Annotated in this window: 23 protein-coding genes; 11 read left to right on the forward strand and 12 right to left on the reverse strand. The window is 74.3% G+C overall.

Annotated elements, in window-relative coordinates; genetic code table 11:
• The first annotated feature begins 71 nt into the window (after window positions 1-71).
• A complete protein-coding gene (locus ABD948_RS06105) occupies window positions 72-2,174 on the forward strand; it encodes an acyltransferase family protein (protein WP_345263692.1) in 2,103 nt (700 codons plus the stop codon).
• Between the two features lie 46 nt (window positions 2,175-2,220).
• On the forward strand, window positions 2,221-3,543 hold the full coding sequence (locus ABD948_RS06110; RefSeq protein ID WP_345263694.1) for a phospholipase D-like domain-containing protein: 1,323 nt from the start codon (window positions 2,221-2,223) through the stop codon (window positions 3,541-3,543).
• 43 nt (window positions 3,544-3,586) lie between these two features.
• Here the strand turns inward: ABD948_RS06110 and ABD948_RS06115 are convergent, their stop codons facing one another.
• Entirely contained in the window at window positions 3,587-4,027 is a 441-nt protein-coding gene (locus tag ABD948_RS06115) for a VOC family protein (RefSeq protein ID WP_345263696.1), read from the reverse strand.
• A 9-nt stretch (window positions 4,028-4,036) separates the two neighbouring features.
• On the opposite strand from ABD948_RS06115, the gene ABD948_RS06120 reads away from it, so the two are divergent.
• The gene (locus ABD948_RS06120; RefSeq protein WP_345264477.1) at window positions 4,037-4,615 is read left to right on the forward strand and encodes a MaoC family dehydratase; all 579 of its coding nucleotides are present in this window, start codon (window positions 4,037-4,039) and stop codon (window positions 4,613-4,615) included.
• Between the two features lie 7 nt (window positions 4,616-4,622).
• On the opposite strand, the gene ABD948_RS06125 is transcribed toward ABD948_RS06120, so the two are convergent.
• Both ABD948_RS06125 and ABD948_RS06130 read right to left on the reverse strand, forming a co-directional pair.
• Window positions 4,623-5,597: an NYN domain-containing protein gene (locus tag ABD948_RS06125; RefSeq protein ID WP_345263698.1), complete on the reverse strand. Its 975-nt coding sequence runs from the start codon at window positions 5,595-5,597 to the stop codon at window positions 4,623-4,625.
• 10 nt (window positions 5,598-5,607) lie between these two features.
• A complete protein-coding gene (locus tag ABD948_RS06130) occupies window positions 5,608-6,768 on the reverse strand; it encodes an MFS transporter (RefSeq protein ID WP_345263700.1) in 1,161 nt (386 codons plus the stop codon).
• A 59-nt stretch (window positions 6,769-6,827) separates the two neighbouring features.
• Here ABD948_RS06130 and ABD948_RS06135 point away from each other — a divergent pair, with 59 nt between their 5' ends.
• The 3 genes from ABD948_RS06135 to ABD948_RS06145 are packed head-to-tail and all read left to right on the forward strand — an operon-like array spanning window position 6,828 to window position 10,052.
• Window positions 6,828-8,789, forward strand: a complete 1,962-nt coding sequence (locus ABD948_RS06135; protein WP_345263702.1) for a CASTOR/POLLUX-related putative ion channel — start codon at window positions 6,828-6,830, stop codon at window positions 8,787-8,789.
• A gap of 38 nt (window positions 8,790-8,827) precedes the next feature.
• Window positions 8,828-9,385: a histidine phosphatase family protein gene (locus ABD948_RS06140; protein ID WP_345263704.1), complete on the forward strand. Its 558-nt coding sequence runs from the start codon at window positions 8,828-8,830 to the stop codon at window positions 9,383-9,385.
• 31 nt (window positions 9,386-9,416) lie between these two features.
• Complete coding sequence (locus tag ABD948_RS06145; RefSeq protein ID WP_345263706.1) at window positions 9,417-10,052, forward strand: DUF6758 family protein; 636 nt, start codon at window positions 9,417-9,419, stop codon at window positions 10,050-10,052.
• Window positions 10,053-10,055: 3 nt separating this feature from the next.
• On the opposite strand, the gene ABD948_RS06150 is transcribed toward ABD948_RS06145, so the two are convergent.
• Window positions 10,056-10,808, reverse strand: a complete 753-nt coding sequence (locus ABD948_RS06150; RefSeq protein ID WP_345263708.1) for an SDR family NAD(P)-dependent oxidoreductase — start codon at window positions 10,806-10,808, stop codon at window positions 10,056-10,058.
• A gap of 60 nt (window positions 10,809-10,868) precedes the next feature.
• On the opposite strand from ABD948_RS06150, the gene ABD948_RS06155 reads away from it, so the two are divergent.
• Both ABD948_RS06155 and ABD948_RS06160 read left to right on the forward strand, forming a co-directional pair.
• The gene (locus tag ABD948_RS06155; RefSeq protein ID WP_345263710.1) at window positions 10,869-11,678 is read left to right on the forward strand and encodes a ParA family protein; all 810 of its coding nucleotides are present in this window, start codon (window positions 10,869-10,871) and stop codon (window positions 11,676-11,678) included.
• A complete protein-coding gene (locus ABD948_RS06160) occupies window positions 11,675-12,400 on the forward strand; it encodes a L,D-transpeptidase (RefSeq protein ID WP_345263712.1) in 726 nt (241 codons plus the stop codon). Before ABD948_RS06155 ends, ABD948_RS06160 begins: the two co-directional genes overlap by 4 nt.
• Here ABD948_RS06160 and ABD948_RS06165 read toward each other — a convergent pair.
• The gene (locus tag ABD948_RS06165) at window positions 12,390-13,496 is read right to left on the reverse strand and encodes a hypothetical protein (RefSeq protein ID WP_345263714.1); all 1,107 of its coding nucleotides are present in this window, start codon (window positions 13,494-13,496) and stop codon (window positions 12,390-12,392) included. The genes ABD948_RS06160 and ABD948_RS06165 overlap by 11 nt on opposite strands.
• A gap of 7 nt (window positions 13,497-13,503) precedes the next feature.
• Window positions 13,504-15,024: a DEAD/DEAH box helicase gene (locus tag ABD948_RS06170; RefSeq protein ID WP_345263716.1), complete on the reverse strand. Its 1,521-nt coding sequence runs from the start codon at window positions 15,022-15,024 to the stop codon at window positions 13,504-13,506.
• A gap of 153 nt (window positions 15,025-15,177) precedes the next feature.
• Between ABD948_RS06170 and ABD948_RS06175 the strand changes: the two genes are divergently transcribed.
• On the forward strand, window positions 15,178-15,879 hold the full coding sequence (locus ABD948_RS06175) for a ferritin-like fold-containing protein (RefSeq protein ID WP_345263718.1): 702 nt from the start codon (window positions 15,178-15,180) through the stop codon (window positions 15,877-15,879).
• Window positions 15,880-15,922: 43 nt separating this feature from the next.
• Here the strand turns inward: ABD948_RS06175 and ABD948_RS06180 are convergent, their stop codons facing one another.
• Complete coding sequence (locus tag ABD948_RS06180) at window positions 15,923-17,248, reverse strand: GNAT family N-acetyltransferase (RefSeq protein WP_345263720.1); 1,326 nt, start codon at window positions 17,246-17,248, stop codon at window positions 15,923-15,925.
• A 46-nt stretch (window positions 17,249-17,294) separates the two neighbouring features.
• Between ABD948_RS06180 and ABD948_RS06185 the strand changes: the two genes are divergently transcribed.
• Together ABD948_RS06185 and ABD948_RS06190 are read left to right on the forward strand one after the other, a co-directional pair.
• Window positions 17,295-18,383, forward strand: a complete 1,089-nt coding sequence (locus ABD948_RS06185) for a DNA polymerase domain-containing protein (RefSeq protein ID WP_345263722.1) — start codon at window positions 17,295-17,297, stop codon at window positions 18,381-18,383.
• Between the two features lie 126 nt (window positions 18,384-18,509).
• Window positions 18,510-18,899 carry a hypothetical protein gene (locus tag ABD948_RS06190; RefSeq protein WP_345263724.1) on the forward strand — a complete coding sequence of 130 codons (390 nt, stop codon included), beginning with the start codon at window positions 18,510-18,512 and terminating at the stop codon, window positions 18,897-18,899.
• 277 nt (window positions 18,900-19,176) lie between these two features.
• On the opposite strand, the gene ABD948_RS06195 is transcribed toward ABD948_RS06190, so the two are convergent.
• The 5 genes from ABD948_RS06195 to ABD948_RS06215 all read right to left on the reverse strand — a co-directional run bounded on the left by ABD948_RS06195 (window position 19,177) and on the right by ABD948_RS06215 (window position 25,742).
• Complete coding sequence (locus ABD948_RS06195; RefSeq protein ID WP_345263726.1) at window positions 19,177-20,748, reverse strand: glycosyltransferase; 1,572 nt, start codon at window positions 20,746-20,748, stop codon at window positions 19,177-19,179.
• Window positions 20,745-21,452: a hypothetical protein gene (locus ABD948_RS06200; RefSeq protein ID WP_345263728.1), complete on the reverse strand. Its 708-nt coding sequence runs from the start codon at window positions 21,450-21,452 to the stop codon at window positions 20,745-20,747. Before ABD948_RS06200 ends, ABD948_RS06195 begins: the two co-directional genes overlap by 4 nt.
• On the reverse strand, window positions 21,452-24,142 hold the full coding sequence (locus tag ABD948_RS06205) for a stealth conserved region 3 domain-containing protein (RefSeq protein ID WP_345263730.1): 2,691 nt from the start codon (window positions 24,140-24,142) through the stop codon (window positions 21,452-21,454). Before ABD948_RS06205 ends, ABD948_RS06200 begins: the two co-directional genes overlap by 1 nt.
• Window positions 24,139-24,957, reverse strand: a complete 819-nt coding sequence (locus ABD948_RS06210; protein WP_345263732.1) for a hypothetical protein — start codon at window positions 24,955-24,957, stop codon at window positions 24,139-24,141. Before ABD948_RS06210 ends, ABD948_RS06205 begins: the two co-directional genes overlap by 4 nt.
• Before the next feature lie 194 nt (window positions 24,958-25,151).
• Window positions 25,152-25,742 (reverse strand): hypothetical protein, encoded by a 591-nt coding sequence (locus ABD948_RS06215; protein ID WP_345263734.1) that lies wholly within the window; start codon window positions 25,740-25,742, stop codon window positions 25,152-25,154.

Consider the following 25,742-nt stretch of genomic DNA (forward strand, 5'->3'; position numbering starts at 1 on the left):
CTCGCGGCTCCCAGGACGACCGGCCCAGCGTCGGCAGCCACCGCACGTCCTCACCGGGTTTCCGGCCGGACGTGCAGGGGCTGCGGGCGCTGGCCGTCGTGCTGGTCGCGCTCGACCACGCCCGGATCGGACCCTTCGGCGGCGGGTACGTCGGCGTCGACGTCTTCCTGGTCATCTCCGGCTTCCTGATCACCGGTCTGCTGCTGCGAGAGGCCGAGCGCTCCGGGCGCGTCTCGCTGCTCGACTTCTACGCCCGCCGGGCCAAGCGGATCCTGCCGGCGGCCACCCTCGTGCTGGCGGTCACCGCGGTCGCCGGCTACTTCCTGCTCAGCGGCATCGCGGCCGTGCGCCTGTTCAAGGACACCGTCTGGGCCACCTTCTTCGCGGCCAACATCAAGTTCGCGCGCGACGAGACCGACTACTTCGCCCAGGACGACGCCGCCTCGCCGATCCAGCACTACTGGTCGCTGGCGGTGGAGGAGCAGTTCTACCTGGTGTGGCCGCTCGCGGTGCTCGTGCTGGTGGCGGTCTTCGCCGCGCGCGGCCGGCTGCGGCGCGCGGTCGCCGTCACCATCGCGGTGGCGTGCGCGGCCTCCTTCGCCTGGGCCCTGGTGAGCGTCGCCGAGAGCCCGCGCGGCGCCTACTTCTCCACCCCCGCACGTGTGTGGGAGCTCGGGCTGGGCGCGGCCACCGCTGCGGCGCTGCTGCGCCTGCGCCGGCTGCCGCCCGCGCTGCTGGCCGGCGCCTCCTGGCTGGGTCTGGCGATGATCGGCGTCGCCGCGGTCGGCTTCGACGCCACCACCCGGGTGCCGGGCGCGCCGGCACTCCTGCCGGTGGTGGGCACGGCGCTGCTGCTGGGTGGCGGCGTCGCCGCGGCCGGGTGGGGTCCGCAGCGGTTGCTGGCGCTGGCTCCGGCCCGCTGGGTGGGGGACCGCTCCTACTCCTTCTACCTGTGGCACTGGCCGGCCCTGGTGCTGGTCGGCGTCGTCGTGGGAGCCCCCGTGGGCGGCTGGCGCGGCCTGGCGGTGCTCGCGGGCGCGCTCCTGCTCTCCGACCTGACCTACCGACTCGTGGAGAACCCCTTCCGCGAGGGCGCGTTCGTGCGCCCTCGGTGGCGGGGTCTGGCGCTGTACCCGGTCTCGGTGGCGATGCTCGGCGTCGTCGTCCTCACCTCGCACACCGTGCTGGTGCGTGAGCTCAACGCCCCACGGCCCGCCGTCACCGCCGCCGCCTACTGCGAGGCGGACGAGGGGGAGGCGACGGGGGACGGCTGCGCCGAGGACCCGGCCGTCGCGTTGGTGCAGGCCTCGGTGATCGCCGGCCAGGAGGACGCGCCGGTGCCCAACCCGCTGCGACCTGCGGCGCTGGGCCTGGCCGACCACGTGGCCGCCGACCTGGGCGGCTGCGAGTACGCGGGGATCCCGCAGCCCATGCCGCTGTGCCCCCGCGGCGACCCGGAGGGAGATCGCACCCTGGTCGCCGTCGGCGACTCCCACATGCGGCACTGGATCCCCGCGATCGACCGGCTGGCGGCCCGCCACGGGTACACCGCGTACTACTTCGTCCTGCAGGGCTGCACGCCGGCGCTGGTCCAGCCGTGGACGCCGGTCTACGAGAAGCCCGACACCGACTGCACCTACTTCCACGAGTGGTCCCAGCAGCAGATCGAGCAGCTGCAGCCCGACGTCGTGCTGATGTCGACCGACACCCAGGACCGCTACGTGCGCGAGGACGGCAGCTACGTCGACGACAGCCGCGAGATCGCCGAGATGATCCAGCAGGGGATGCGCGAGCGGATCGAGTCGCTGACCCCGGTGGCCGACCGCGTGGTCGTGCTCGGTGACGTCCCCCGCCTGATGTTCGACCCCAGCATGATCACCGACCGCGGCGTCACCCTGGCCGACGGCCTCAGCGCGCCCATGCCGCGCTCGATGCTGATGCGCCGCGCGGTCAAGGCGGCCACCAAGGGCACGCCGGCGGAGTACGTGGAGACCAAGCAGTGGTTCTGCGCCGAGGACCTGTGCCCCGTGGTGGTCGGCGACCTGATCACCCACCGCGACCGCGGCCACATGACGCTGGAGTACGCCCGCCACCTCACCGACGCCCTGGGCCGCAAGCTGCGGCTGGGAGCCGAGGCGGGGGTTCCGCAGACGTCGGCGGAGGGCGCGGGTTAGATTCGCCGGGCCCCGCCCCCCCTGCCCCGGAGTCGCCACCGTGCCCGTGCACACCTCTCGCCCCCGCCCCCGGACCCGGGTGGCGCGTCCGCTCGCGCTCCTGATGCTCGTGGGGCTGGTGCTCGGCTCGGTCCCCGCCGTGGCGAGCGCTCCCGGGGTGACGGCGGCGGCTGCCGCGCCCGCGGCGGCGGCCGCGCCCGGGGGCAACCGCTTCACCCCGCCCAACGGGGTGCTGCTGAGCGACCCGACGATCCCCGGTCGCAAGCGCGTCATCCTGGACCGCATCATCGCCTCGGTCAACGCCACCAAGCGGGGCGAGTACATCCGCACCGCGGTGTGGAACTACGACGACCGGCGCACCACCGACGCACTGATCGCCGCGCACCGGCGCGGCGTGCACGTGCAGGTCGTGGTCGCCGACTCGGTGCGCAACGCCAACTGGAACCGCACCACGGCCGCGCTGAACGCCAACCGCAACGACCGCAGCTTCGCCACCCGCTGCCGCGGCGGCTGCCGCAGCCGCTCGATCCTGCACGCCAAGTTCGTGCTCATCAGCAAGGTGGGACGCGCCGGGAAGGTCAGCATGGTCGGCTCCTTCAACCTCACCCGCCCCGCGGGCTACCGGCAGTGGAACGACCTGGTCACCACCAGCGACAAGCGCTTCTACGACCAGCTGGTGACGACCTTCCGCGAGTACGCGCAGGACAGGAACCTCGCCCGTCCCTACCGCCGCACCACCATCGGCAGCAAGACGATCACGCTGTGGCCCTCGTTCGAGCGCAACACCATCCGCGACGAGCTGAGCCAGGTCCGGTGCAACCCGCCCGGCGGGTACGGTGCGCCCACGAAGGTGCGCATCGCCATCGCCGGCTGGTTCGACGAGTTCGGCACCTCGATCGCCCGCACGGTCCGTCGCCTGTGGGACAGCGGCTGCGACGTCAAGATCATCACCACCCTCGCCGGGCGCGGCGTCAACCGGGTGCTCAAGTCGGGCCGCGGTCGCGGCCCGGTGCCGATCCGGCGGCTGATCATCGACGCCAATGGAGACCGGGTGCCCGAGAAGTACCTGCACATGAAGGCGATCGCCATCCGCGGTGGCTTCGGCAAGGACGCCTCGGCCGACGTCCTGCTCACCGGCTCGCCCAACTGGAGCGAGCGGGCCCACCGCTCCGACGAGATCCTCTTCCGCTTCCTCTCGGTGCCGGTCTACGTCAAGCGCTACTCCGACCACGTCGACCGCCTCTTCCGTGGCCCCATGGCCCGCAAGGACATCACCGACGGCGTCCGGCCCCCCGCCGACGGCGGCGGTGCCTACGAGATCGGCCCGGGTCGTCGTCCGAGCGTGCCGAGCTGGTACGAGCTGAGCTGACGCTCCTGGGTCCGGGCCGTCCGGGCGGGCACCCCGGTGCGCCTCAGACGACGCAGAGCTCGTTGCCCTCGGGGTCCGCGACGACGACGTGGTCCAGGTGGCCGCTCGGGCCGTGGATGCGGGTGAGCACCTGTCCGTCCGCCTCCACGAGGCGGCGGACGTGCTCATCGATCAACCGGGTCCGGCGCTCCCCGTCCACGTGACGACCCCCGGAGACCTGCAGGTCCAGGTGGACCCGGTTCTTGGTCCGCTTCTCCTCGGGCACCTTGAGCAGGCTCAGCGAGGGCAGGACCCCCGCCGGGTCGTGGAGGGTGGCGCCGTCACCCCACTCCTCCCGCGGCACACCGGCGTCGGCGAGCCAGGACTCCCAGGTGCTCCACCCTGTCGGCGGCGGAGCGTCCTCGTAGCCCAGGGCCACCTTCCAGAACTCGACCAGGGCGAGGGGATTCTCACAGTCGATGGTCAGGGACCAGCGCGTCGTCATGCTGGCACCATAAGCCGGTCAACCCGGCACCGGAGATCACGAGGAGACGTCATGCAGTTCGGCCGCAGCTACGAGGAGTTCGAGGTCGGGGCTACCTACAAGCACTGGCCCGGCAAGACGGTCACCGAGTTCGACGACCACATGTTCTGCCTGCTCACCATGAACCACCACCCGCTGCACCTCGACACCAACTACGCCGAGGAGACGACGCAGTTCGGCAAGAACGTGGTGGTGGGCAACTACGTCTACTCGATCCTGCTGGGCATGTCGGTGCCCGACATCTCCGGCAAGGCCATCGCCAACCTCGAGATCGAGTCGCTGCGCCACGTGGCGCCCACCTTCCACGGTGACACGCTCTACGGCGAGACCCGGGTGCTCGACAAGTGGGAGAGCAAGAGCAAGGACGACCGCGGCGTCGTGCACGTCGAGACGATCGGCTACAACCAGGACGGCAAGGTCGTGTGCATCTTCCGCCGCAAGGTGATGGTGCCCAAGGACAGCTACCTCGAGGCGCGCGGGGGCGAGCAGCCCGGCCGCCCGGTGCCGCAGCCGGACAAGAACTGGCCGGGAGCCGACGCCGCCGAGTGATGCGGGGTCAGCCGCGCAGGCGCAGCCGCAGGTGGCCGTCCTCGTCGGTGCGGGCCTCCACCTTGTCCTCGACGGAGTCGACGAAGGCCGAGAACGACTTGTAGCCCAGCGACTTCTCCTTGAAGGAGGGGTCCATCCGCTGCATCTGGCTCTTGACCCCGCCGCCGAAGAGCCACTCGCCGTCGTCGGCCTTGGCCTGGGCGACGGTGATGGCCCGCACCAGCAGCTCACCGGCCTCCGTCTGGGGGTCGGGCTCGGCAGGCTTGCGGCGACGGCGGGTCTTGCGGGCGGGTGCGGCCTGCTCGCCGGAGTCCGCGGGGCTCGCAGGGTCCTGCTCCGAGGTCGGCTCCGCGCTCGAGCCGGAGGCCTTGCCCTTGCCCCTGGTCGGGGCGACGGGCTTCTCGGCCGGCGCGGGCGAGGGCACGCCGGGCAGGGCGTCGTAGCTGCTGAACTCGTCGCAGGCCGCGATCAGGGCCCGGCTGGTGGAGCCGGCGACGCCGATGCCGACGACGAACCGGCCCAGCTGCTTGCAACGCTGTGCCAGGGCGATGTAGTCGGAGTCGCCGCCCACGATGACGACGTGCGTCACGTCGCCGTAACGGGTCAGGTCCTCCATCGCGTCGACCGAAAGCCGGATGTCAGCACCGTTCTTGGTGCCGCTGACCGGGAACAGCTGCACCAGGTCGACGGCGCGGTCCACCAGCTGGCGGCGGTAGGCGGCGTTGGCCGGCACCGACCAGTCGGCGTAGGCGCGAGCCAGCGCCACGGTGCCGAACGAGGCGGCGTAGTCGAGCAGGGCGCCCACCTCGACGGTCGCCCGGGCGAGCTTGACGGCGACGGGGTCGTCGCTGCCGGGGTCGGGGGTGTGGTCGCGCGCGTTGTCGGCGCGCCAGGCCTCGCGGCGGCCGGCGTGCAGCTGGTCGTAGCGGGAGATCACGACGTTGTCGAAGTCGATGTAGACCGCGACGCGGGGGGCTGCCATGCGCCTCACCCTACGGCGCGGCCCGGCTGGGCTCCGACGCCTCCCGACGGCGACCGAAGGCGGGGGCGAGCGGCAGGAGCACGAGCACGAGCACCATGGGGAGTGCGAACCCGAGGCGGAGGTCGTTGCGCCCGATCACACCGGTGAGCACTGCTCCGAGCAGCGCCCCCGCGTAGTTGAAGAGGTTGAAGCGGCCGATGACGGCGTCGACGCGGGCCCGCGAGCCGCCGGCGATGCGCGCCGCGGCCGAGAAGCTGAGCGGGGCGACCACGCCGACCCCGAGGCCGGTGACCAGGAAGCCGATCACCACCACCGGCCAGGTGGGCGCGGTGACCACCACGACGAGCCCGGCACAGCCCACCACCGCGCCGGTGCGCAGCACCGGGACGGGGCCGTGGCGGGCGACCAGGCCGTCGCCGGCGAGGCGGATCGCGAGGGTGGCCAGCAGGTAGGGCAGGGCGGCCACGGCCAGCAGCCGGTCGGGGGTGGTCACGACGGAGTCCAGGTAGAGGGCGCTCCACGTGGTGGTGGCGGTGTCGACCAGGTAGAAGACCACCAGGCAGGTGCCCACCAGCCACAGCGGCCGCCAGGGCACGGGTGCCGGGTCCAGCACCGCCTCCTGTGCCGACGCCGGCACCTCCTCCCGCGCCAGGAAGGGGCCGCAGGCGGCCGCCAGGGGCACCAGCACCAGCACGGCGAGCACCTGCACGCCGAGCGTCCCCGTGGCCAGGGTGAACGCGGAGCCGGCGATGCCGCCCGCGGTCCAGGCCGCGTGCGAGGAGGGCAGCACCGGCCGGTCCAGCCGGTGCTCGAGCGCCACCGCCTGCATGTTGGTGCCGGCGTCGACGACGCCCAGCCCGAGGCCGTAGACCGCCATCGCGGCCACGAAGACGGGCAGCGCGGGTGCGAGCGTGAGCGCCAGGACGCCGAGCGCCCCCACCACCAGCCCGAGCCGCAGCACCTGCGAGCTCGGGCGGCGTGCCGCCGCCCGCTCGGCGAGCACCGAGCCGGCGCCGGCGCCGAGCACGTTGAGCAGCAGCAGGCCGGAGATCTCCACCTCCGAGAGCGACCAGCGGTCCGCGAAGGCCGGCAGCCGGGTCGTCAGGCCGAGCAGCATCAGGCCCTGCGAGGCGAAGGCGGCGGCGACGGCGAGCCGGGCGCGGGAGGTCACGGGCCAACCGTGCCAGCAAAACCGTCCCGGCGGGTCCGAAGCTGCGCGACGATGCCCCCATGGCGAGGACCGGTCAGCAGGCGCGACAGCGCACGACCCGCGCGGCGCGTGAACGGGGGCGCGAGCGCGGATCCACACCCCCGGCCCCGCGCCCGGGGCAGCGGGCACCGCGGATGGGCGCACGGCTGCGCTACCGCTTCGACACCACGATGTCGCGCGGCACCCCGGCGCTCGTCGGCTGGCTGAGCGTGGTGACCCTGCTGCTCATCACGGTCTTCGCGCTGGTGGTGAGCCTCCTGGGGCTGCGCGCGGGCGGTGGCGACGGCTTCTGGCGCGAGCTGGTCTCGGCACTCATGTACGCCCTGGACCCGGGCACCGTGGCCGGTGACACCGGGGCCGCGTGGCGCTACCTGCTGACCATGCTGGTGCTCACCGTGGCGGGCCTGTTCGTCGTCAGCGCGCTCATCGGCATCATCGCCGCCGGCATCGATTCCCGGCTCGCGGACCTGCGCCGCGGCCGTTCCGTGGTCCTCGAGCGCGACCACACGGTGGTGCTCGGCTGGTCGGACTCGGTCTTCACGATCATCCGCGAGCTGGTGCTGGCCAACGAGAGCCGGCACCGTCCCGCCGTCGTGGTGCTGGCCGACCGCGACACGGTGGAGATGGAGGAGCAGCTGCGCGCCAAGGTGCCCGACCGGCGTGGCACCCGGGTGATCTGCCGCTCCGGCTCGCCGATGGACCTCGACGACCTGGCGCTCACCAGCCACCGCGACGCACGGTCGGTGATCCTGCTGGCCCCCGAGACCGACGACCCGGACAGCGAGGTGATCAAGACCCTGCTCGCCCTCACCCACGGGGAGGAGGGCGGCCCCGGCATCGTCGCCGAGATCCGCAACCCCTCCAACCTCGAGGCCGCGCGGCTCGTCGGTGCCGACCGGGCGGTGCTGCTGGACATCCGCGAGACGGTGGCCAAGCTGGTCGTGCAGACCTCGCGGCAGTCGGGGGCCGCCGCGGTCTACACCGAGCTCTTCGACTACGACGGCGACGAGATCTACTTCCTCGAGCAGCACCGCGCCGGCGACCTCACCTACTCCCAGGCCCAGCTGGCCTACGAGCACGCCACCGTGATCGGGCTGGTCGAGGGCGGGGCGCCGGTGCTCAACCCGGCGCCGGGCACCCCCGTGGGCAACCGCACCCTGGTCGTCGTCGCCGAGGACGACTCGGCCCTGGACCGGGTGGACGGCGCGCGGACGACGCCCGACCTCTCGCTGCTGGGCACGGCGGCCCCCACCTCCCCGCGTCCGACCCGGGCGGTGCTGGTGGGCTGGAACGAGCGGGCACCGATCGTGCTGCGCGAGCTCGACAAGTTCGCCGCACCCGGCTCGACCCTCACGGTGCTGACCTCCTTCGGGGACCCGGTGGTGCCCGCGCTGGCCAACCTGGCGGTCACCGTCGCCGCCGGCTCCACCACCGACCGCGCCACCCTCGAGCAGCACGTGGTGGCGGGCCTGGACCAGGTGATCGTGCTCTGCTACTCCGACCACCTCGACCCGCAGGCGGCCGACGCGCGCACGCTGGTGACGCTCCTGCACGTGCGCGACCTGCTCGCCCGGCTGGGGGAGGAGACACCGGTGGTGAGCGAGATGCTCGACGACCGCAACCGGGTCCTGGCCCAGGTGGCCCACGTCGACGACGTGGTGGTGAGCGGCGAGATCGTCAGCCTGCTGGTCACCCAGCTCTCCGAGGACCGCCGGCTCGAGCACGTCTTCGACCAGCTGCTCGGCGACGAGGGTGCGGAGGTGTACCTGCGCCCCGCGGACTGGTACGTCCGCTCCGGCGCCGAGGTCACCTTCGCCACGGTCGTCGCCGGGGCCAGCGCCCGCGGTGAGACGGCGCTGGGCTACGCCTCGCCGGCGCTGGCGCAGGACGGGTCCTCGTTCGGCGTCGTCGTCAACCCCGCCAAGTCGGAGGTCTTCACCGTCGGACCCGGCGACCGGGTGGTCGTGCTCGCCGACTCCTGACGCTGGGCGCCCTGGGAGCGCTGTGCCAGGCTCCGGGCATGCACGAGCTCTGGATCGTCCGGCACGGCCCCACCGAGTGGAGCCAAGCGGGCCGGCACACGTCGACCACCGACCTGCCGCTGCTGCCCGAGGGCGAGGAGCGCGCCCGCGACCTCGCTCCGCGGCTGGCCGACGTCGACTTCGCCCGGGTGCTCACCAGCCCCCGCACGCGTGCCCGGCGCACCGCCGAGCTGGCGGGGTTCCCCGACGCCGAGGAGTGCGAGGACCTCGCCGAGTGGGCCTACGGCGAGTACGAGGGCATCACCACGCCGCAGATCCGCGAGACCGTGCCGGGGTGGACGGTCTGGACTCACCCCGTGCCCGGCGGCGAGACGCCGGCGCAGGTGGGGGAGCGGCTGGACCGCGTCGTCGCCCTGGCCGAGGAGGCCCCGGGCCCGGTGCTGGCCTTCGCCCACGGTCACTCGCTGCGGGTGCTCGGCGCACGCTGGCTCGGGCTCGCGGCCACCGAGGGTCGGCTGCTGCGCCTGGACACCGCCACGGTGTCGGTCCTGGGCCACGAGCGCGAGACCCGCGTCGTGCTGCGCTGGAACTCTTGACCCGGCAGGGTCCTTCCAGCACGGTGAGCGCATGCCGCTCCAGGTCGGGTGCCCACGCTGCGCTGCGCCGGTCACGCGCACGCCCGAGGGCTGGGTCTGTGTCGAGCACGGCCTGACCGTGCCGCTGTGGCGGCCCGGCACGGCCACCTACGAGGACCTGGGCGAGCACCTGCGGCTGGCCGCGGGATTCCCGACCTACCTGCCCTGGCCGATGAGCCCCGGCTGGCGGGTCACCGACTTCGCCGTGGTCGCGGAGGAGCAGGGACGCGTCTGCGCCACCCTCACCTGCTGCTCGGGCACCAGCGCGCTGGACGGGCCCGTCGACGTGCTGGTCGTCAGCGAGGAGACCGGCACCGGCCTGGGTGCCCGCGTGGCGGGTCTGCAGCGTCCCGACCCGGGACCCGACCTGGGCCAGGGGCCGCCGTCGGTGAAGGTGCGCCTGGAGCGGCAGGCGGTCGGCCTGTGGCCGGTCTCCACCGCGGGCGAGGAGAGCGAGTGGGACCGCTCGGTGGTGGCCGGCGAGGCCGAGGGGCGGTGGTTGTGGCTGGTGCTGCGCCCGGCGTCCGCGGTCCTGCTGCTGCGCGACGACTGGATCCTGCGCGACGTCGGCACGGCCGGGCCCTCGCTGGTGGAGATGCCGTTCGGGGGTCCGGGCCCCAGCTGGTGAGGGTCAGCGCCGACCGAGGGTCTGCAGCCCCTGCAGCAGCCGGGTGGGCACCAGGCGGGTGAGCGCCACCACGGCCTTGTACTGCGGTGACGGGATCGAGAAGACCTTGCCGCGGTCGTGGTCGGCGAGCGCGTCGGCCACGAGGCGGTCGACGTCGAGCCAGAGCGGACCGGTGCCGGGGGTGACCTGCATGCGCTCGTGGAACTCGGTGCGGGTGAAGCCAGGGCACAGGCAGGTGACGGTGACGCCCTGGTCGCGGTACTCCGCAGCCGCCCACTCGCTGAACCGGTTGACCCAGGCCTTGGCCGCGCCGTAGGTGCCGCGGGGCAGGAAGGCCGCCACGCTGGAGACGTTGATGATGCCGCCGTGCCCGCGCTCGGACATCGCGCCGAGCGCGGCGTGGCTCAGCCGCAGCACCGCGGTCACGAGCACCTCCAGCATCGCCACCTCGGCCTCCACCGGGTTGTCGAGGAAGCGCTGCTTGAGGCCGAAGCCCGCGTTGTTGACCAGCAGGTCGACCGGACGCTCCCGGTCGGCCAGCCGCGCCTCGACGCGGGCGGTCTGCGCGGCGTCGGTGAGGTCGGCGACGAGCACCTCGACGACGACGCCGTGACTCGCACGGAGGGCTGCTGCCACCTCCTCGAGGCGCGGCTCGTCGCGGGCCACGAGGACGAGGTCGTGGCCCCGGCCGGCGAGCGCCTCGCAGAAGGCGCGGCCGATGCCGGCGGTGGCTCCGGTCACGAGTGCGGTCGACATGCCCCGAGTATGGACGCCGGTGCGCCGCGCGAGGGGGTCGGTCCGGCATGATGGACCTCGATGAGCACCGAGAAGCGTGGCACCACGACGCTCGCGATCGCCAACCAGAAGGGCGGCGTCGCGAAGACGACCACGGTCGCCTCGCTGGGCGCCGCGCTGGCCGAGCTGGGCCAGGCCGTGCTGCTGGTCGACCTCGACCCCCAGGCCTGCCTGACTTTCTCGCTGGGCATCGACCCCGAGGACCTCGAGCTCTCGGTGCACCACGTGCTCACCAAGGGCCTGCCCGCCACCGACGTGCTCATCGAGACCGAGGACGGCGTCGACCTGGTGCCCGCCACCATCGAGCTGGCCCGGGCCGAGGCCGACCTGCTCACCCGCACCGGGCGCGAGCACGTGCTGCGCGGCATGCTCGACGACCTCGCCGAGGCCGGTCGGCACTACGACTGGGTGCTGCTGGACTGCCCGCCCTCGCTCGGCGTCATGACGGTCGCCGCGCTCACCGCCGCCGACGGCGTGCTGGTGCCGCTGCAGTGCGAGACGCTCTCGCACCGCGGTGTGGGCCAGCTGCTCGACACCGTCCACGACGTGCGGCGCTTCACCAACCGCGGCCTGGAGGTGTGGGGCGTGCTGCCCACCCTCTTCGACGGTCGCACCACCCACGCGCGCACGGTGCTCGAGACGATCTCCGAGACCTACGACCTGCAGGTCATCGAGCCGCCGATCCCCAAGACCATCCGCTTCGCCGAGGCTCCCGCCGCGGGTCGATCGATCCTGGCCACCAGCCGCAGCAACAAGGGTGCCCAGGCCTACCGCGAGGTGGCGGCGGCGCTGCTGGCCCGCGGCGCCGGCTCGGGAGCAGACGCGCGATGAGCCGGCACCGGGCACAGGTCCGGCCCCGCTACGGGCGCATCGCCACCCTGGCGGGCTCGGTCGTCGTGGTGCTCGTGGCCACGCTCGGCGGCATCGGAGCACTGCCCTCGGGCTCGGCGCAGGACGACCGCGCCGTCGACCCGGCTGCGAGCGCGGAACCCGCCGCGGCCCCTGCGACCGAGCCCACCGCCGAGCCCAAGAACGAGCCCACCCAGGAGTCCTCCGAGCAGTCGGTGCGCCGTCAGCGTTCCGGGGCCGCGGAGCCCGAGCAGGGCCTGGTGCCCATCGCCCCGGGCGCCGACTCCGCGCTCGACGAGGCGCTGCCCGCCGACTCGGGCGAGGGCTACCGCGTGGTGTTCAGCGAGAGCCGGCAACGCGTGTGGCTGGTGGCCGAGGGCGGTGCGGTGCGCCGCACCTACCTGGTCTCGGGCAGCATCTACGACAACCTCGACCCCGGCACCTACGAGGTCTACTCGCGCAGCGAGGACGCCATCGGCATCGACGACTCCGGCACCATGGAGTGGTTCGTGCGCTTCACGCAGGGCCCCTCGGGTGCGGCCATCGGGTTCCACAGCATCCCGGTCGACGACCAGGGGCCGGTGCAGACGATCGCCCAGCTGGGCACTCCGCTGAGCCACGGCTGCATCCGGCAGGACGAGGCCGACGCGCTGGCGCTGTGGGACTTCGCCCCGATCGGCACGACGGTCGTCGTCACCGCCTGAGCAGGGCGGCCAGGTCGTCGGTGTCGACGCCGGCCAGGTGCGCGCCCGAGGCGTAGCGACGGCTCAGCAGGTCCGCGGTGCGCGACCCCAGCACGCGGGGGGCCAGCAGCCGGCGGACGGCGTCCGCGCGGGAGTCGCCCTCGGTCCACCGCGCGATCCAGGCGTCGACGTAGTGCCAGACCAGCTGCCGCTGGGCGTCGGTGCCGGTGACGGCGAAGTCGGTGTGCTCGAAGCCGCGCAGCGCGAGCACCATCGCCGGCTGCCCGGTCGCGCGCCAGTGCTTGAACCCGCTGAGCTTGAGCTCGCGGTAGCGCGGGCTGCTCCCGGTCTTGCAGGGGGCGTCCATGGCGAGGCCCAGCGCCGGCACCCGGGGTCGCACCTCGCCCTCGCGGGGTCGGCCGCACTCCCAGGCCGCGCCCCCCGGGTCCCCGAGCTGCCAGCGACGCAGGTTGTCGAGCGCCACCAGGGCACGGGTCCCGGGGGTCAGCGCGGTGCCCTGCAGGTAGCTGCTCGACATCGAGCCGAGCGAGGAGCCGCCCAGCACGACGCGGCGGGGGTCGGTGACCGCACGCAGCGGGTTGGCGGTGCTGCGCAGCCACGGGTAGGCCGAGGCGGTGGCGCGCACGGCGTTGAGGTAGGAGTCCTGGCCGCCGAGGTCGCGGCCGCCCGGCGCGGTCCAGGTGAGCGCGAGGCGTCCGCTGCCGGCCACGGCGCGGGCCAGCCACTCCAGCGAGCAGCGGTCGCCGCCGGTGCCGTGCTGCAGCAGCACGATCGGCAGCCGACGGCCGGGCGGAGGCGGCGTCAGCGGGTGGAACAGCGACCCGGCGAACGCGGGCGGCCCCTGGGCGAACCGGGAGGGCAGCGTGACGTCGAGACGACCGCTCTCACCCATCCAGGCGGTGGGGGCGGGAACGGCTCCCCGGCCGCAGCCGGCGGGCCGCGCACCGGTGTCGGCCGCCTGCGCGCCCGGCGCGGCGAGGCGCTCCCCGGGCTCGCCGGGAGTGACCGTGAGCGCCAGCGCGAACGCCAGCACGAACGCCAGCACGCCGGCCGTCGTCAGCCCGGCCGACCGCAGGACCCGCGGGAGCCAGGCCACGCCAGGGTCAGTCGCCGGCCGGGGCGGCAGCGCCCTGGCTGCCCGATCCCGAGCCCGAGCCCGAGCGACGGCGACGACGGCGGCGGTTGCGCGAGGCGCCGTCCGCGGAGCCCGCCTCGGCCGACGCCGGGGTGCCCTGCTCCTGGTCCGGGGTGCTGTTGGCGCGCCCGTTGCCCTCGGTGACCTCCTGGCCCGAGCGGGTGCGGCTGCGCGAGCGGTCGCGGCGGGGGCGGTCGGTGCGGGGCCGGTCGCCGTGGTCGCCGCGGCCCCCACGGTCGGAGCGCTCGGGGCGGTCCTTGCGCTCCACGGGGGCGGGGTCCTTGATGCGGCCCTTCGTGCCGGGCGCGATCCCCTGGTCGTGGTAGAGGTGCTCGGAGGTGGAGTAGGTCTCCTGCGGCTCGTCGAAGGGCAGGTCGAGCGCCTTGTTGATCATCTTCCAGCGGTGCAGGTCGGCCCAGTCCACGAAGGTGATGGCGGTGCCGGTGGCACCCGCGCGGCCGGTGCGGCCGATGCGGTGCACGTAGGTCTTGTCGTCCTCGGGGCAGGTGTAGTTGACCACGTGCGAGACGCCCTGGACGTCGATGCCGCGCGCGGCGACGTCGGTGGCCACCAGCACCCGCAGCTTGTTCTCGCGGAAGCGGGTGAGCGCCTTCTCGCGTGCCACCTGTGCCATGTCGCCGTGCAGCGGGCTGGCCTCGAAGCCCCGCTCGGCGAGGTCGTCGGCCACGCGCTGGGCCTGGCGCTTGGTGCGGGTGAAGACGATCATCTTGTCGGCGTCCTCGGCCTGCAGCAGGCGCCCGATGATCTCGGGCTTGTCGAGGTCGTGGGCCTGGTAGATGAACTGCGCGGTGGCGGGCACCGTGGCGTTCTCGTAGGAGGACTCGGCGCGGATGTTCATCGGGTGGCGCATGTGGGTGCGCGCCAGGGCGACGATCGCGGCCGGCATCGTGGCCGAGAACAGCATCGTCTGGCGGGTCTCCGGCGTCATCGAGAGCAGGCGCTCGACGTCGGGCAGGAAGCCCAGGTCGAGCATCTCGTCGGCCTCGTCGAGCACGAGCGCGTGCACGTGGGAGAGGTCCAGGCTGCGCCGGTTGGCGAGGTCGATGAGGCGACCGGGGGTGCCGACGACGATGTCGACGCCGGCCTCGAGTGCCTCGAGCTGGGTGTCGTAGCCGACGCCGCCGTAGACGGTCAGCACGCGAAGCCCGATGTCCTTGCTGGCCAGGTGCAGGTCGCTGGAGACCTGCAGGGCCAGCTCGCGGGTGGGGGCCACGATCAGCGCTTGGGGCTTGCCCTGCGGCAGCTCGACGTAGGCGGGGTCGGAGGGCGCGACGCTGCGCTGCATCACGGGGATGCCGAACGCGAGGGTCTTGCCGGTGCCCGTGCGGGCCTGACCGATCAGGTCGGTGCCGAGCAGGGCGACCGAGAGGGTCATCTCCTGGATGGCGAAGGGGGTCGTGATGCCGGCGCGCTCGAGGGCGTCGCAGATGCCGGGGAGGACCCCGAGCTCACGGAACGTCGTGGTCAAGCTGTCCTGCTTTCGTGGGGCCACGCTCGCCCGCAGGGGCGGGGCGTGGGGCGGAATCGAGCCGGGATGCGACTGATTCACACGCAGCCGCGCACATACGCGCCCACTCGCGGGGGCGCTGGTCACGCGCCAGTCTATCGGTAGGGTGCGGCCATGGCTGCATTGTCGTCCGGCGGCGAGGTCCCGGTGGCCTTCCAGGACCCCGACTACCTGGCCGCGGTGGTCGATCTGCTCGGGGTCATCTCCTACGGCGAGATCAGCGCCTTCGAGCGCCTGGCCGAGGACGCCAAGCTGGCGCCGACGCTGGAGGACAAGGTCGAGCTGGCCACCATGGCCAGCCTCGAGCTGGGCAAGGTCCAGGCGCTGCACGAGCGTGTGCGAGAGCTGGGCGCCGACCCGTTCGGCGCGATGTCGCCCTTCCGTGCCGCGATCGACCAGTTCCACGCCCACACCGCGCCCTCGGACTGGCTGGAGGGCCTGGTCAAGGCGTTCGTGGGCGACGGCCTGGCCAACGACTTCTACCGCGAGATCGCCGCCTACCTCGACCCCGCGACCCGCGACCTGGTGGTCGCGTCGCTGGAGGAGGGGCACTCGGCCTTCATCGTCGGGCGCGTGCGCGCCGCCATCGAGGCCGACCCCCGCTCCGGCGGACGCCTGGCGCTGTGGGGCCGACGGCTGATGGGCGAGGCCCTGACCCAGGCCCAGCGGGTGGCCGCCGAGCGCGACGCCCTGACGGCGCTGCTGGCCGGCGGCGTCGACCGGCCCGGGCTCGACCTGGCCGCGATCGCCCGGATGTTCACCCGGCTCACCGAGCGGCACGCCGCCCGGATGGCCGAGCTCGGTCTCGACAGCTGAGGCCTGGACCCCGCGCCGACGCGGGAGGCCGACTCAGGCCGACTCAGAAGTCGGTGAGCGAGTGCGGCACCGGTCCACCGGTGCTCATGGTGGCGAAGGCGTGCACCGCGGCAGGGTCACCCGCCACCCGGCCGGCGGCGCTCAGCGTCTCCACCCGCGTGCCGCCCAGGTAGAGCGACCCGAGCGTGTCGGCCTCCAGCCGTACCTGGGCGGGGTCCGTGCTCGGCTCGCAGGTGGCCCGGCCGGCGGACGCCGTCAGGCGCCACCGCCCGGAGGCCAGCCCGAGGGGGTCTGCCACCTCCAGGACCACACTGCCCTCGGCGTACCAGGGCCGCGCCGCCAGCGCGGCGGGGACGTCGACCAGCCGCACCCACAGCGAGTCGCGCTGACCCACGACGCGCACCGCCCGGGGTTCCACCAGGGACCACGGCAGCGGGTCGGCCGTGCTGGCGTGGTTCCAGCGCACGGAGCCGACCAGGTCGAGGTCGGCGAGGAAGCGCCACAGCGCGCGGTGCGCCGTGGGTCCGAGCGTCACCAGGTCGACGACGTCGGCCGTGCGGACCCCTCGGTCGCCCTCCACGCGGTAGGCCACGTGCCCGTCGGGCTCGCCGGCGGCGTCGAGGTGCACCGCCACCCGCAGCCGGTGGTCCGGGCCGTCCTGGGCGGGGTGCCACGCGCCGGTCAGCATCGACTCGTAGAAGCGGGGTCGCTGCAGCGAGCCGCGCTGCCGCTCGTGCCAGCGGGCGAACACCGCGGCGACGGCGGGCCAGGCCTCGGCGGGCTCGAGCAGCACCACGCGGCCCGAGGGCGCTGCGCCGCGCAGCGCGAAGCGCAGCGAGGTGTCCACCTCCCACTGCTGCTCGACGGTGGCGGGACCGAAGCCGAAGCGGCCGTAGATGCTCCCCTCCGAGGCGGTCAGCGCCGCGACGGGCACCCCGGTCTCGGCGGCCTCGCGGAGGTCGGCGGTGATCAGCGAGCGCAGCAGGCCCTGCCGACGGTGGGTGGGGGCGACGGTGATGTCGCTGATCATCCGCGCGGTCACCTGGCGGGCGCCGGTGTGCAGCTGCTTGTCGTAGCTGGAGTATGTGGCGACCGGCAGTGCTCCGGCGCCGAGTGCCGGCTGCTCCTCCCAGATGCCGAGCGGACGGACGCCGTCGCCTCGCAGGTGGTCGAGCCAGACGGCGCGCGAGGACTCCTGCAGCCGCGCCTGGTGGAAGCCGCGGGCCTGCGCCTGGCACCAGCCCTCGAGGAGGGGGCGGTCTGCTCGCCGAGGGACGGCACCGAGGGACGGCGCAGCGCCAGGCCGGCAGGCAGGGTGGGGGGCAGGGTGGGGGGCAGGGTGGGGGGCGGCGTGCTCACGGCTCGCCAACCTACGGCTCCAGCCGGGGCCGGCGCACCGCCACTACGGTGGGTGCATGGCGAGGACCCCCGCGGCAGAGGTGCAGGCGGGCGGGCGCGCCGTGCGCGTCTCGAGCCCCGACCGCGTGATCTACGAGGCGACCGAGCGCACGCCCGAGGTCAGCAAGCTGCAGGTGGCGCAGTACGTCGCCAGCGTCGAGGACGGCCTGATGCGCGCGCTGCGCGACCGGCCGACCGCGCTCGAGCGCTGGACCTCGGGGGTGCGGCCGGGCATGCGGCTGGCCACCGGTCCGCAGGACAAGGACGCCGACGCCTTCTACCAGAAGCGAGTGCCCAAGGGCGCTCCCGACTACCTCGAGACCGTGCAGATCACCTTCCCGAGCGGTCGCACCGCCGAGGAGATCTGTCCCACCGAGATCGCCGTCCCGGTCTGGTGCGCCCACATGGGCACGCTGACCTTCCACCCCTGGCCGGTGCGCCGCGACGACGTCGACCACCCCGACGAGCTGCGCATCGACCTGGACCCGCAGCCCGGTACCGGCTTCCGCGACGTCGTCCGCGTGGCCGACCTGGCGCGCGAGCTCCTGGAGGAGCTGGGCCTGCGCGGCTACCCCAAGACCAGCGGCAACCGGGGCGTGCACGTCTACGTGCGCATCGAGCCGCGCTGGGAGTTCACCGACGTGCGCCACGCGGCCATCGGCTTCGGCCGCGAGCTCGCGGCGCGCGACGAGCAGGTCACCACGGCGTGGTGGAAGGAGGAGCGCGGCGAGCGCATCTTCGTGGACTACAACCAGAACAACCGCGACCGCACCATCGCCTCGGCCTACTCGCTGCGCCCGCTGCCCGGTGCGCCGGTCTCCACGCCGATGACCTGGGAGGAGCTCGCCGGGGTCACCGACCCCGGTGAGTACCACCTGTTCTCGGTGCCCGAGCGGCTCGCCGACGGCGACCCGTGGGCCACCATCGACGACGAGGCGTTCTCGCTCGAACCGCTGCTCGCGCTGTGGGAGCAGCAGGTGGAGGCCGGCCAGGGCGAGCTCAACTTCCCGCCCGACTACCCGAAGATGCCGGGGGAGCCGCCCCGCGTGCAGCCCTCGAAGAAGGTCGCCGAGCACTGGGACGCCGAGGGCAACCGGGTGGAGTGAGTCGACCCGCGGGTGCGGGTGATGATGAGAGCCTCCTCATCCTCGTCTCGTGAACCCCTCACGCGGCCGCACGAGGGTTGCTCCATCAGCCCGGGCGACCGGGACACAGACGGAAGCGAGATCATCATGCGCACTGCCGCCCGCCGCACCACCGCCACCCTCGGAGCTGCCGCTCTCCTGGCCAGCCCGCTGGCTCTCCTCACCGCCGCACCCGCCGCCGCGGCCGACCGGGACTTCCGCTACGCCGGAGCCCAGGTCGACTTCGAGGTCGAGAAGGACGACCGCCGCCTCGAGGTCTCCGTCGACGTCGACGACGCCCGCCCGGGGGAGCGCTTCCGCATCGTCCTGCGCCAGAACGGTCGCGTCTTCGTCAACCGGGTCTTCCGCGCCGACCGCGAGGGCGACATCGAGATCGACCGCAACCGTCCCGACACCCGCGGTCGTGACACGGTGCGTCTGACCATCAAGAAGGTCGGCAACCGCAAGGCCGCCTCCCGGGTGATCCGGGTCCGCTGACCAGGCCCCGAAATCGACTGAACCCCGTCCGCGCCCCCCAGCGCTGACGGGGTTCTCGTCGTCTCACCGGCCCCCCGGCCGGTGGTGAACGGTGGTGCTCCCCTCCCGGACCGTTCCGCGCCCCCGCGCTTCCCTGTCCGGGTCCCTTCACTCGGAGGATCGACTCCTCCGGATGACGAGAAGATTAGGACGCGGGGAGTGACGTCGGGTGCACGCGATCTCCACACTTCGGTGTTGCTTTGGTAACGAAGTCGAAGGTCCGTCGAGGGTCGAGGCGTCAGGTCCGTGGTCGAGACGGGGTCGGGCCGTCGAGATCGACCGTCACCGCCTCGCGCGACGACGGATCCAGCGGTCGCCACGGCTCCAGCCGCACCCGGGGCGGACGGCCCCGCCGCACCGCCGCGGCCACCTGCGGCACGGTGCCGCGGCGCTCGGGCCAGCCGCGGCCCCCGGGATCGACGAGGCAGAGCCAGTCGGGCAGGGCCGGCGGGGGCAGGTCGGCGAGGGCGTCGAGCCAGGCGCGTGCGTCCGGGGCGGCGACGACGAGTCGGTCGTGCTCACGAGCGAGCTCCACGCCCGCCATCCGCCCGGCCTGCTGCGCCGCCGCGGTCGCCACGGCGCGGGGGTCCACCTCCGCGGGGTCGGGGAGCACCACACCGAGGGGTGGGGCGTCCTGCGGCAGCGCCGGCTCGACCGGGGGCAGGTCGTCCCGCACGAGCCCGCCGTAGAGCGCGACCCACCGCTCGGTCACCGCGTCGCTCGCGAAGCGCACGGCGGCGTGCCGGGCGGCCTCGCCCAGCCGGTGGCGCAGGTCCTCCTCGGTGGCCAGGCGCAGCAGGGCCGCGGCGAGCTCGGCGGGGGAGTCCTGGGGCACGAGCACGCCGTCGACGCCGTCCTCGATGATGGCGCGCGGTCCCGAGGGTGAGTCGTAGGAGACCACCGGGACGCCGGCGGCCATCGCCTCCTGCATCACCAGGGGGAAGCCCTCCGAGCGCGAGGTCATCGCCGAGATCGAGGCGCGGGCCCACTCGCTGGCCAGGTCGGTGGTGGAGCCGGGCAGCTCGACGCGGTCGAAGAGGCCCAGGCGACGCACGGTGCGCACGATCTCAGCCCGGCCGGGCCCCTCGCCGAAGATCCGCAGGCGCCACTGCGGCAGCCGGTCGGCCACCAGGCCGAAGGCCTCCACCAGCTGCGGGTACTGCTTCTCACCCACCAGCCGCCCCGCGGCCACCACCAGGGGGGTGTCGCGCAGCGAGCGCGGGCGGAAGCCCGGGGGGACGGCGTTGGGCACGACGGCCGTGCGGGGCACGGTGGCGCCGCGCCCCGCGAGGGTGTGGCGCAGCCAGTGCTCCATCGGCTCGGTCAGCAGGGCCACCAGGTCGGCGTGGGGAGCCGAGGAGAGCAGGGGCTCGAGGCCCGCCCGCCGCTGCGAGGAGGAGCGGTGCTCCTGGTGCACCAGCGCGGCGCCCGGAGGGCGGCAGGCCACGGCGAGCGCCAGCAGGGCCGGCGTCACCGTCACCAGCACGTCGCAGTCCAGGGCCGGCAGGTGGCGTTGCACGGCCAGGTCGCCCCGCGCGTCGAGGGTCGGGTCCCAGGCCGGGTCGGTGATCCGGTCGGGGTGATCGGGCTGCGACTCGTCGTCGACACGGGTGTCGACGAGCGCCTCGGTGGTGACCTGCGGGTCGAGGGTGAAGTGCGGCTGGTCCGTGGGCCGGTACACGCTGACGACGTGCACCCCGGCCACGGCCGGGTGCCGCACCAGCGCGGAGGCCTGGGTGGCGACGGCGCTCGCGGTGCCGCCCTGGTCGTAGAGGGTCGGCACCAGGAAGGTGACGCGCAGCAGGCTCACGGGCGCTCCCGGACGACGACCAGCCGGGCCTCGGCGTCCCAGCGCATCCGCAGCCCCTCGCCGAGCAGGGGCAGCGGCACGGCCTGCTGTGGTCGTCGGAGGTCGTCGACACGTCGGACGAGCTCGTGGCCGCCCGCGACGAGAGCGGTGCTCTCACCGGGTGCCAGGTGGTCGTGCTCGGAGGCGCGCACGTCCAGCGGGGGACCGTCGCGCAGCTCCAGCCGGGCACCCCGGCCGTCGTCGTGCGCCAGCACCCGCTCGACCACGGCGGTGGCGGGAGGGGGCTCCAGGCGCTCGCGGGTGAGCTCCAGGAAGCCGTCCTGGGCGCCGAGGTGCCACCGCCACGCCCCGTCGGGGGTGGGCATCGCGGCGCGCACCGGCCCGGGAGCAGTGCTCTCGATCCACGACACGGCTGCCGCGTGGCGACCGTCGCCCGCCAGCACCTGCACGCGCAGGCTCTCACCCGGTGGTTCGGTCAACGGCGCCAGCGGCACCCGCGCGCTCACCAACCCGACGTCGTCGGGCGCGACGGCGGCGCCGGCCTCGGACTCGGTGGGCTCCACCAGCTCGCCGCCGGGGTAGCGCAGGGTCACGGTGGGTGGGGCCTCCTCGAGGGCGATCCACAGGGTGCGGCCGTCGAGCACCCGGGCGTAGCGGGCCGCCACCGCGGGCAGCCGCGGACGCCGTCGGGTGCGGCCGAGCATCAGGTGCGCTCCCAGGGGGCCGGCACGGGGTAGTAGGCCGGGTAGAACTCGGCCAGCAGCCGGTCGAGCACGGTGGCCCGCAGCGCGTGGTCGTGGTGGTCGCCCAGGCAGATGAAGTCCTGGCCACGCTCCAGCACCTCCTCCAGCTGCCGGTCGACGTCGGCGTTGGAGAGGTTCACGTACGCCAGGTCGGCCTCGCTGAGGAAGGAGTCGCCGGTGAGCAGCCCCAGGTGCTGGGCGAGCGAGCTCAGCGTCGAGACGTCGCTGCCGGCCCGGAACGGCGAGCGCGCCGTGGCAGCCAGCTGTGCGGGGAACGCCCCGTGCACCGCCTCGACCACCGAGACCCGGTGCGCGTAGGGCGCGTGCGCCAGGTGGTGGGTGATGGTGGCGCCGAACCGCTCGGCCAGCAGCGCCCGGTTGTTCCAGGCCGCGCGGAGGTACGGCGGCGCCGCGGGCAGGTCGCTGAGCCCGATCACGCTGGGGGAGGGGAACACCGCGTTGCGACCGCTCGGGGAGAAGAACCGCTCCGGCGGCACCGGGCGTCCGAGCAGGAAGTCGTCGTTGAAGTAGACGAAGTGCTCGCTGAGGCCCTCGATGCGGTGCAGGCCGGTCTCGATGGCGTGGGAGTTGAACGTGGGCAGGGCCTCGGCGGGCAGCAGGTCGCGGTGGTGCACCAGGTTGATCCGCGGGTGGTCGACGTCGAGCCAGGCCGGCACCTGGCCGGCGGTGACCAGGTGGATGCGCCGCACCCACGGTGCGAAGAGGTGGATGCTGCGCAGCGAGTACCGCAGCTCGTCGCGGTCGAGGTAGCGCGCCTGGCCGCTGGACTCCCGGGTCTGGGCCGTCTGCGCGGCATCGCCGGTGACGCCGGCCAGGCGCTGCTCGCGGTCCGCGTTCCAGGCGGGGTCGGCGCCGTCGACCCAGGTGTAGACGACGTCGACGGGAAACCGGCACGTGTCGAGCGCGGGCGTGGCCAGCAGCGGCAGGGTCGGCACGGTGAGGTCGTCGACCTCCACCTCGGCGAGCAACGCGGGGGTCAGCCGGTCCAGCGGCACCGACTCGGCGAAGCGGTTGCGCCGCGGCGCCACCAGCTCCCCCGCGGCCGAGAGCTCCCACAGCTCGACGGCGACGCTCGCGCCGTCGCCCAGCACACCGACGGGCCACGGCTCGACGCACAGCAGCGGCGTGCGGCCGCCGCGCAGACGCTCGGCCATCACCGCGGGGGTGCCGCGCCGCTCGGGCCACCCGTGCTGCTCGGGCTCGCGCAGGCTCAGGTGGGCGGGAGCGCCGGGCTCGGCGAGCGCGGCGAGCAGCCGGTCGCGAGCGACGGCGGGCAGCACCACGGTGGGCCCGTCGTCGCCGTGCGGCGGCACGACGAACCAGGGCACGCCGGTCTCGCGGGCGGCACGCACGGTCCACGCCAGCGCGTCGCGACGTGCCTGGGCCGGCGTCAGCCGGTCGACGACGTCGTGCAGCCCCTCCGGCGACTGCGGCCGGGGTGCGCGGGGCGGCTTGGCCGCGGCGCGTGCCGCCCACCGGCCACGGCCGGCGCGCGCCGCGCGGGCGTCGCCGAGCACGCGGGTCCAGCGCTCGGCGAGCGCGCCGGCCTCGTACCCCCGGGCGGTGACCGCGGCGGCGTGGCCCAGCCGTCGGCGCAGCGTCTCGTCCTCGGCGAGCCGCAGCAGGGCGGCGGCCAGGCCGGCCACCGACTCGGGGGCCACCAGCAGGCCGTTGACCTCGTGCTCCACCAGCTCGCGCGCACCGGCGGCGGCGTCGAAGGCCACGACCGGGACCCCTGCCGCCATCGCCTCGAGCGCAGCCAGCGCGAAGCCCTCGGATCGCGAGGCGATCGCGCACACCGCGGAGGTGGCCCACACGGCCGGAAGGTCGGGCACCGAGGTGACCACCTCGACGCGGTCCCACAGCCCGTGCCGACGGATCTGGCGCACCACGTCGACGCGCTGCGGACCCTCACCCACGATCCGCAGGCGCCAGCCCGGCAGCTGGTCGGCCACCTCGGCGAACGCGGCCACCAGCTTGGGCAGCTGCTTGTCGGGCACCAGGCGGGCCACGGCGGTGATGACCGGGCGGTCCAGCCGGGACCGCGGGCGGAAGCCGGGGTCCAGCGGGTCGGGCAGCACCACGACCTCGGGCGCCACCTCGCCCAGCTGCTCGCGCAGCCAGGTGGCGTGCACCTCGGTGGGCGCGACCACGACGTCGGCCGCCGGCCCGTGCTGCAGCAGCGCCTCGGGCGTCCGGGCGACCGACGGGCGGTGGTCGTGGTGGGCGACGACGACGTGCGCCGGCGTCAGCTCGACGGCCGCGGCCAGCAGGCCCGGGGAGGTGGAGACCACCGCGTCGACGTCGAGGTCACCGAGGGCGTGCTCGAGGGCCGCGTCGGTGAGGGCGGTGAACTTGCGGTCCCAACCGGCCCGCACGAGCGCGGAGGGGCGCTGGTGCCAGCGCGCGGCCTGCGCCGCGTCGGCCACCGCCGGGTCGACCCCGGGTCGGCGCGGGTCGCGCAGGTCCACGAGGTGGCGCACGGGCAGCGGGAGTGCGGCCTCGCCGGAGCGCAGCAGGTTGACCACCTGCACCTCGTGGTGCTCGGCCATGGCCCGCGCCTGCGCCAGCACCCCGCGGGTGCCCTCGTCGGTGGCGGTCACCTCGACCACCAGGTACGCGATCCTCATGCGCCACCTCCCGCGGCCGCCGGGTCGAGGACCTGGGCGGTCAGCCCCCGGTCGGTCCAGCGCAGCCGCAGGCGCTCGACACCGACCGGCTCGCGCACGCTGGAGCCGGGCAAGTAGAGGTCGGGCAGCGGAGCGCCACGGCCGGGGTTGAGCAGGTCGTCGTCGCGGCGCAGCACCGGGCGGCCGTCGGTCGTCGTCACGCGTGCCACCTGGGCCGGCACGCCGTCGACGGCGTCGACGGTCAGGAGGCCGTCGGTCAGCGCGGCCAGCACGTGGTCACCCTCGGCAGCGCGCAGCACCAGACCGGCGGGTGGGTGCACCGCCAGCCGCAGGCCTTCGGCGAGGACCTCCACCGCGGCGAGCTCGACGTGCTCGGGCACGGCGGTGCGGTGCAGGGAGAGCAGCCCGTCGTCGTCGCGGTGCACCTCCCAGCAGAGACCATCACGCGCCGGGGTGCGGCGCTGCGGCAGCGGCGGGCTCCAGATGCGGCGGGCACGGCCACCCGGGGCCACCAGCACCAGGTCGTAGCCGGCCGCGGAGGTGAGGGCGAGCGTCTCGAGGTCGGTGCGGACCGAGCGGTGCTCGGGCTGGTCGTCGAGCAGGTCGGTGGGCAGCGGCAGGGGCTCCGTCGCGTCCTCGGCACGGTCCTGGACGGCCAGCTGGCCCGGGGCCAGGGCGACGGCGAGCCACAGGTGCCGGCCGTCGAGCACCCCGGCGTAGGTGGCCCGGGGAGCGCCGCGTGGGGCGACGGGCGCGGGGGTGGGTGGCTCGAGCCCGTGCTCGGGGGCCACGGGGTCGCGGCGGCGCAGCTTCACGCGACCTGACCCTAGTGCCACGTCCTGAAAGTTCTCGGACGCTTCGCGTCCCCATGGCACGCACATCGCGGCGTTGCCGACGCTTGCGAGACAACCCGGTATGGCAGCGCGCCGGCGCCTTGCGCTGCACACACGCCTTCAGAACGCCCACCGATCAACAACTCACGAGACGCGACACCAGCCAGTGCGCGGGATCAGACGCCGGTGACACCCTCGCCGCCGCCGGCCTGCTCGTCGAAGGTCTCGTGCTCGAGCAGGTGCAGCACCGGGACGCCGATGCGGCGGCGGGCCTGGGAGGTCCAGTCGAGGTGGAAGAACTCGGCCACCACGTGGGGGCGGGTCAGGATGATGGCCTCGCGGCCGTCGACCTGGTTCACGGTCCGGGCCAGCGCGTCGATGGGGGAGTCCTCGACGACGGTGCTGGTGCCCAGCGTGGCCCCCGCCGCGCGCAGGGCGGCCTCGGTGGCTGCCAGGCTGCGCTCGGAACGGTCCTCGCCGTCGGCGCGCACCTGCTCGAGGTCGGCCGCGTCGAGCCCGAGCCCGGCGCTGGGCATCATCTCGCCGGTCGTGAGCGAGCCCATGGACGCCTCGATCTGCGCCGCGGCGTCGTCGAGCGGGAGCAGCACGTGGTAGACGACCGGGTCCTCGAGGCCCTCGTGCAGGGAGCGCACCTGGGCGGCGTCGGCCGTCGTCAGCTCCTGCTCGACCAGGAGCACGACGTCGTAGCGGCCAGAGATGCCAGCGGTGCCGGGAGTTCCAGGGGTCTCGGGGGTGCCGTCGTCCAT

It is taken from the genome of Nocardioides nanhaiensis (assembly GCF_039542785.1).
Taxonomy (GTDB): Bacteria; Actinomycetota; Actinomycetes; order Propionibacteriales; family Nocardioidaceae; genus Nocardioides; species Nocardioides nanhaiensis.

Excerpts from the sequence above, each read along its gene's own strand:
- ABD948_RS06115 (WP_345263696.1), bottom strand. The coding sequence starts at position 4,027 with ATGACGACGCGCTGGTCCCTGACCATCGACTGTGAGAATCCCCTCGCC.
- ABD948_RS06125 (WP_345263698.1), bottom strand. The coding sequence starts at position 5,597 with ATGGCAGCCCCCCGCGTCGCGGTCTACATCGACTTCGACAACGTCGTG.
- ABD948_RS06135 (WP_345263702.1), top strand. The coding sequence starts at position 6,828 with ATGGCGAGGACCGGTCAGCAGGCGCGACAGCGCACGACCCGCGCGGCG.
- ABD948_RS06140 (WP_345263704.1), top strand. The coding sequence starts at position 8,828 with ATGCACGAGCTCTGGATCGTCCGGCACGGCCCCACCGAGTGGAGCCAA.
- ABD948_RS06145 (WP_345263706.1), top strand. The coding sequence starts at position 9,417 with ATGCCGCTCCAGGTCGGGTGCCCACGCTGCGCTGCGCCGGTCACGCGC.
- ABD948_RS06150 (WP_345263708.1), bottom strand. The coding sequence starts at position 10,808 with ATGTCGACCGCACTCGTGACCGGAGCCACCGCCGGCATCGGCCGCGCC.
- ABD948_RS06155 (WP_345263710.1), top strand. The coding sequence starts at position 10,869 with ATGAGCACCGAGAAGCGTGGCACCACGACGCTCGCGATCGCCAACCAG.
- ABD948_RS06160 (WP_345263712.1), top strand. The coding sequence starts at position 11,675 with ATGAGCCGGCACCGGGCACAGGTCCGGCCCCGCTACGGGCGCATCGCC.
- ABD948_RS06175 (WP_345263718.1), top strand. The coding sequence starts at position 15,178 with ATGGCTGCATTGTCGTCCGGCGGCGAGGTCCCGGTGGCCTTCCAGGAC.
- ABD948_RS06185 (WP_345263722.1), top strand. The coding sequence starts at position 17,295 with ATGGCGAGGACCCCCGCGGCAGAGGTGCAGGCGGGCGGGCGCGCCGTG.
- ABD948_RS06190 (WP_345263724.1), top strand. The coding sequence starts at position 18,510 with ATGCGCACTGCCGCCCGCCGCACCACCGCCACCCTCGGAGCTGCCGCT.
- ABD948_RS06200 (WP_345263728.1), bottom strand. The coding sequence starts at position 21,452 with ATGCTCGGCCGCACCCGACGGCGTCCGCGGCTGCCCGCGGTGGCGGCC.
- ABD948_RS06205 (WP_345263730.1), bottom strand. The coding sequence starts at position 24,142 with ATGAGGATCGCGTACCTGGTGGTCGAGGTGACCGCCACCGACGAGGGC.
- ABD948_RS06215 (WP_345263734.1), bottom strand. The coding sequence starts at position 25,742 with ATGGACGACGGCACCCCCGAGACCCCTGGAACTCCCGGCACCGCTGGC.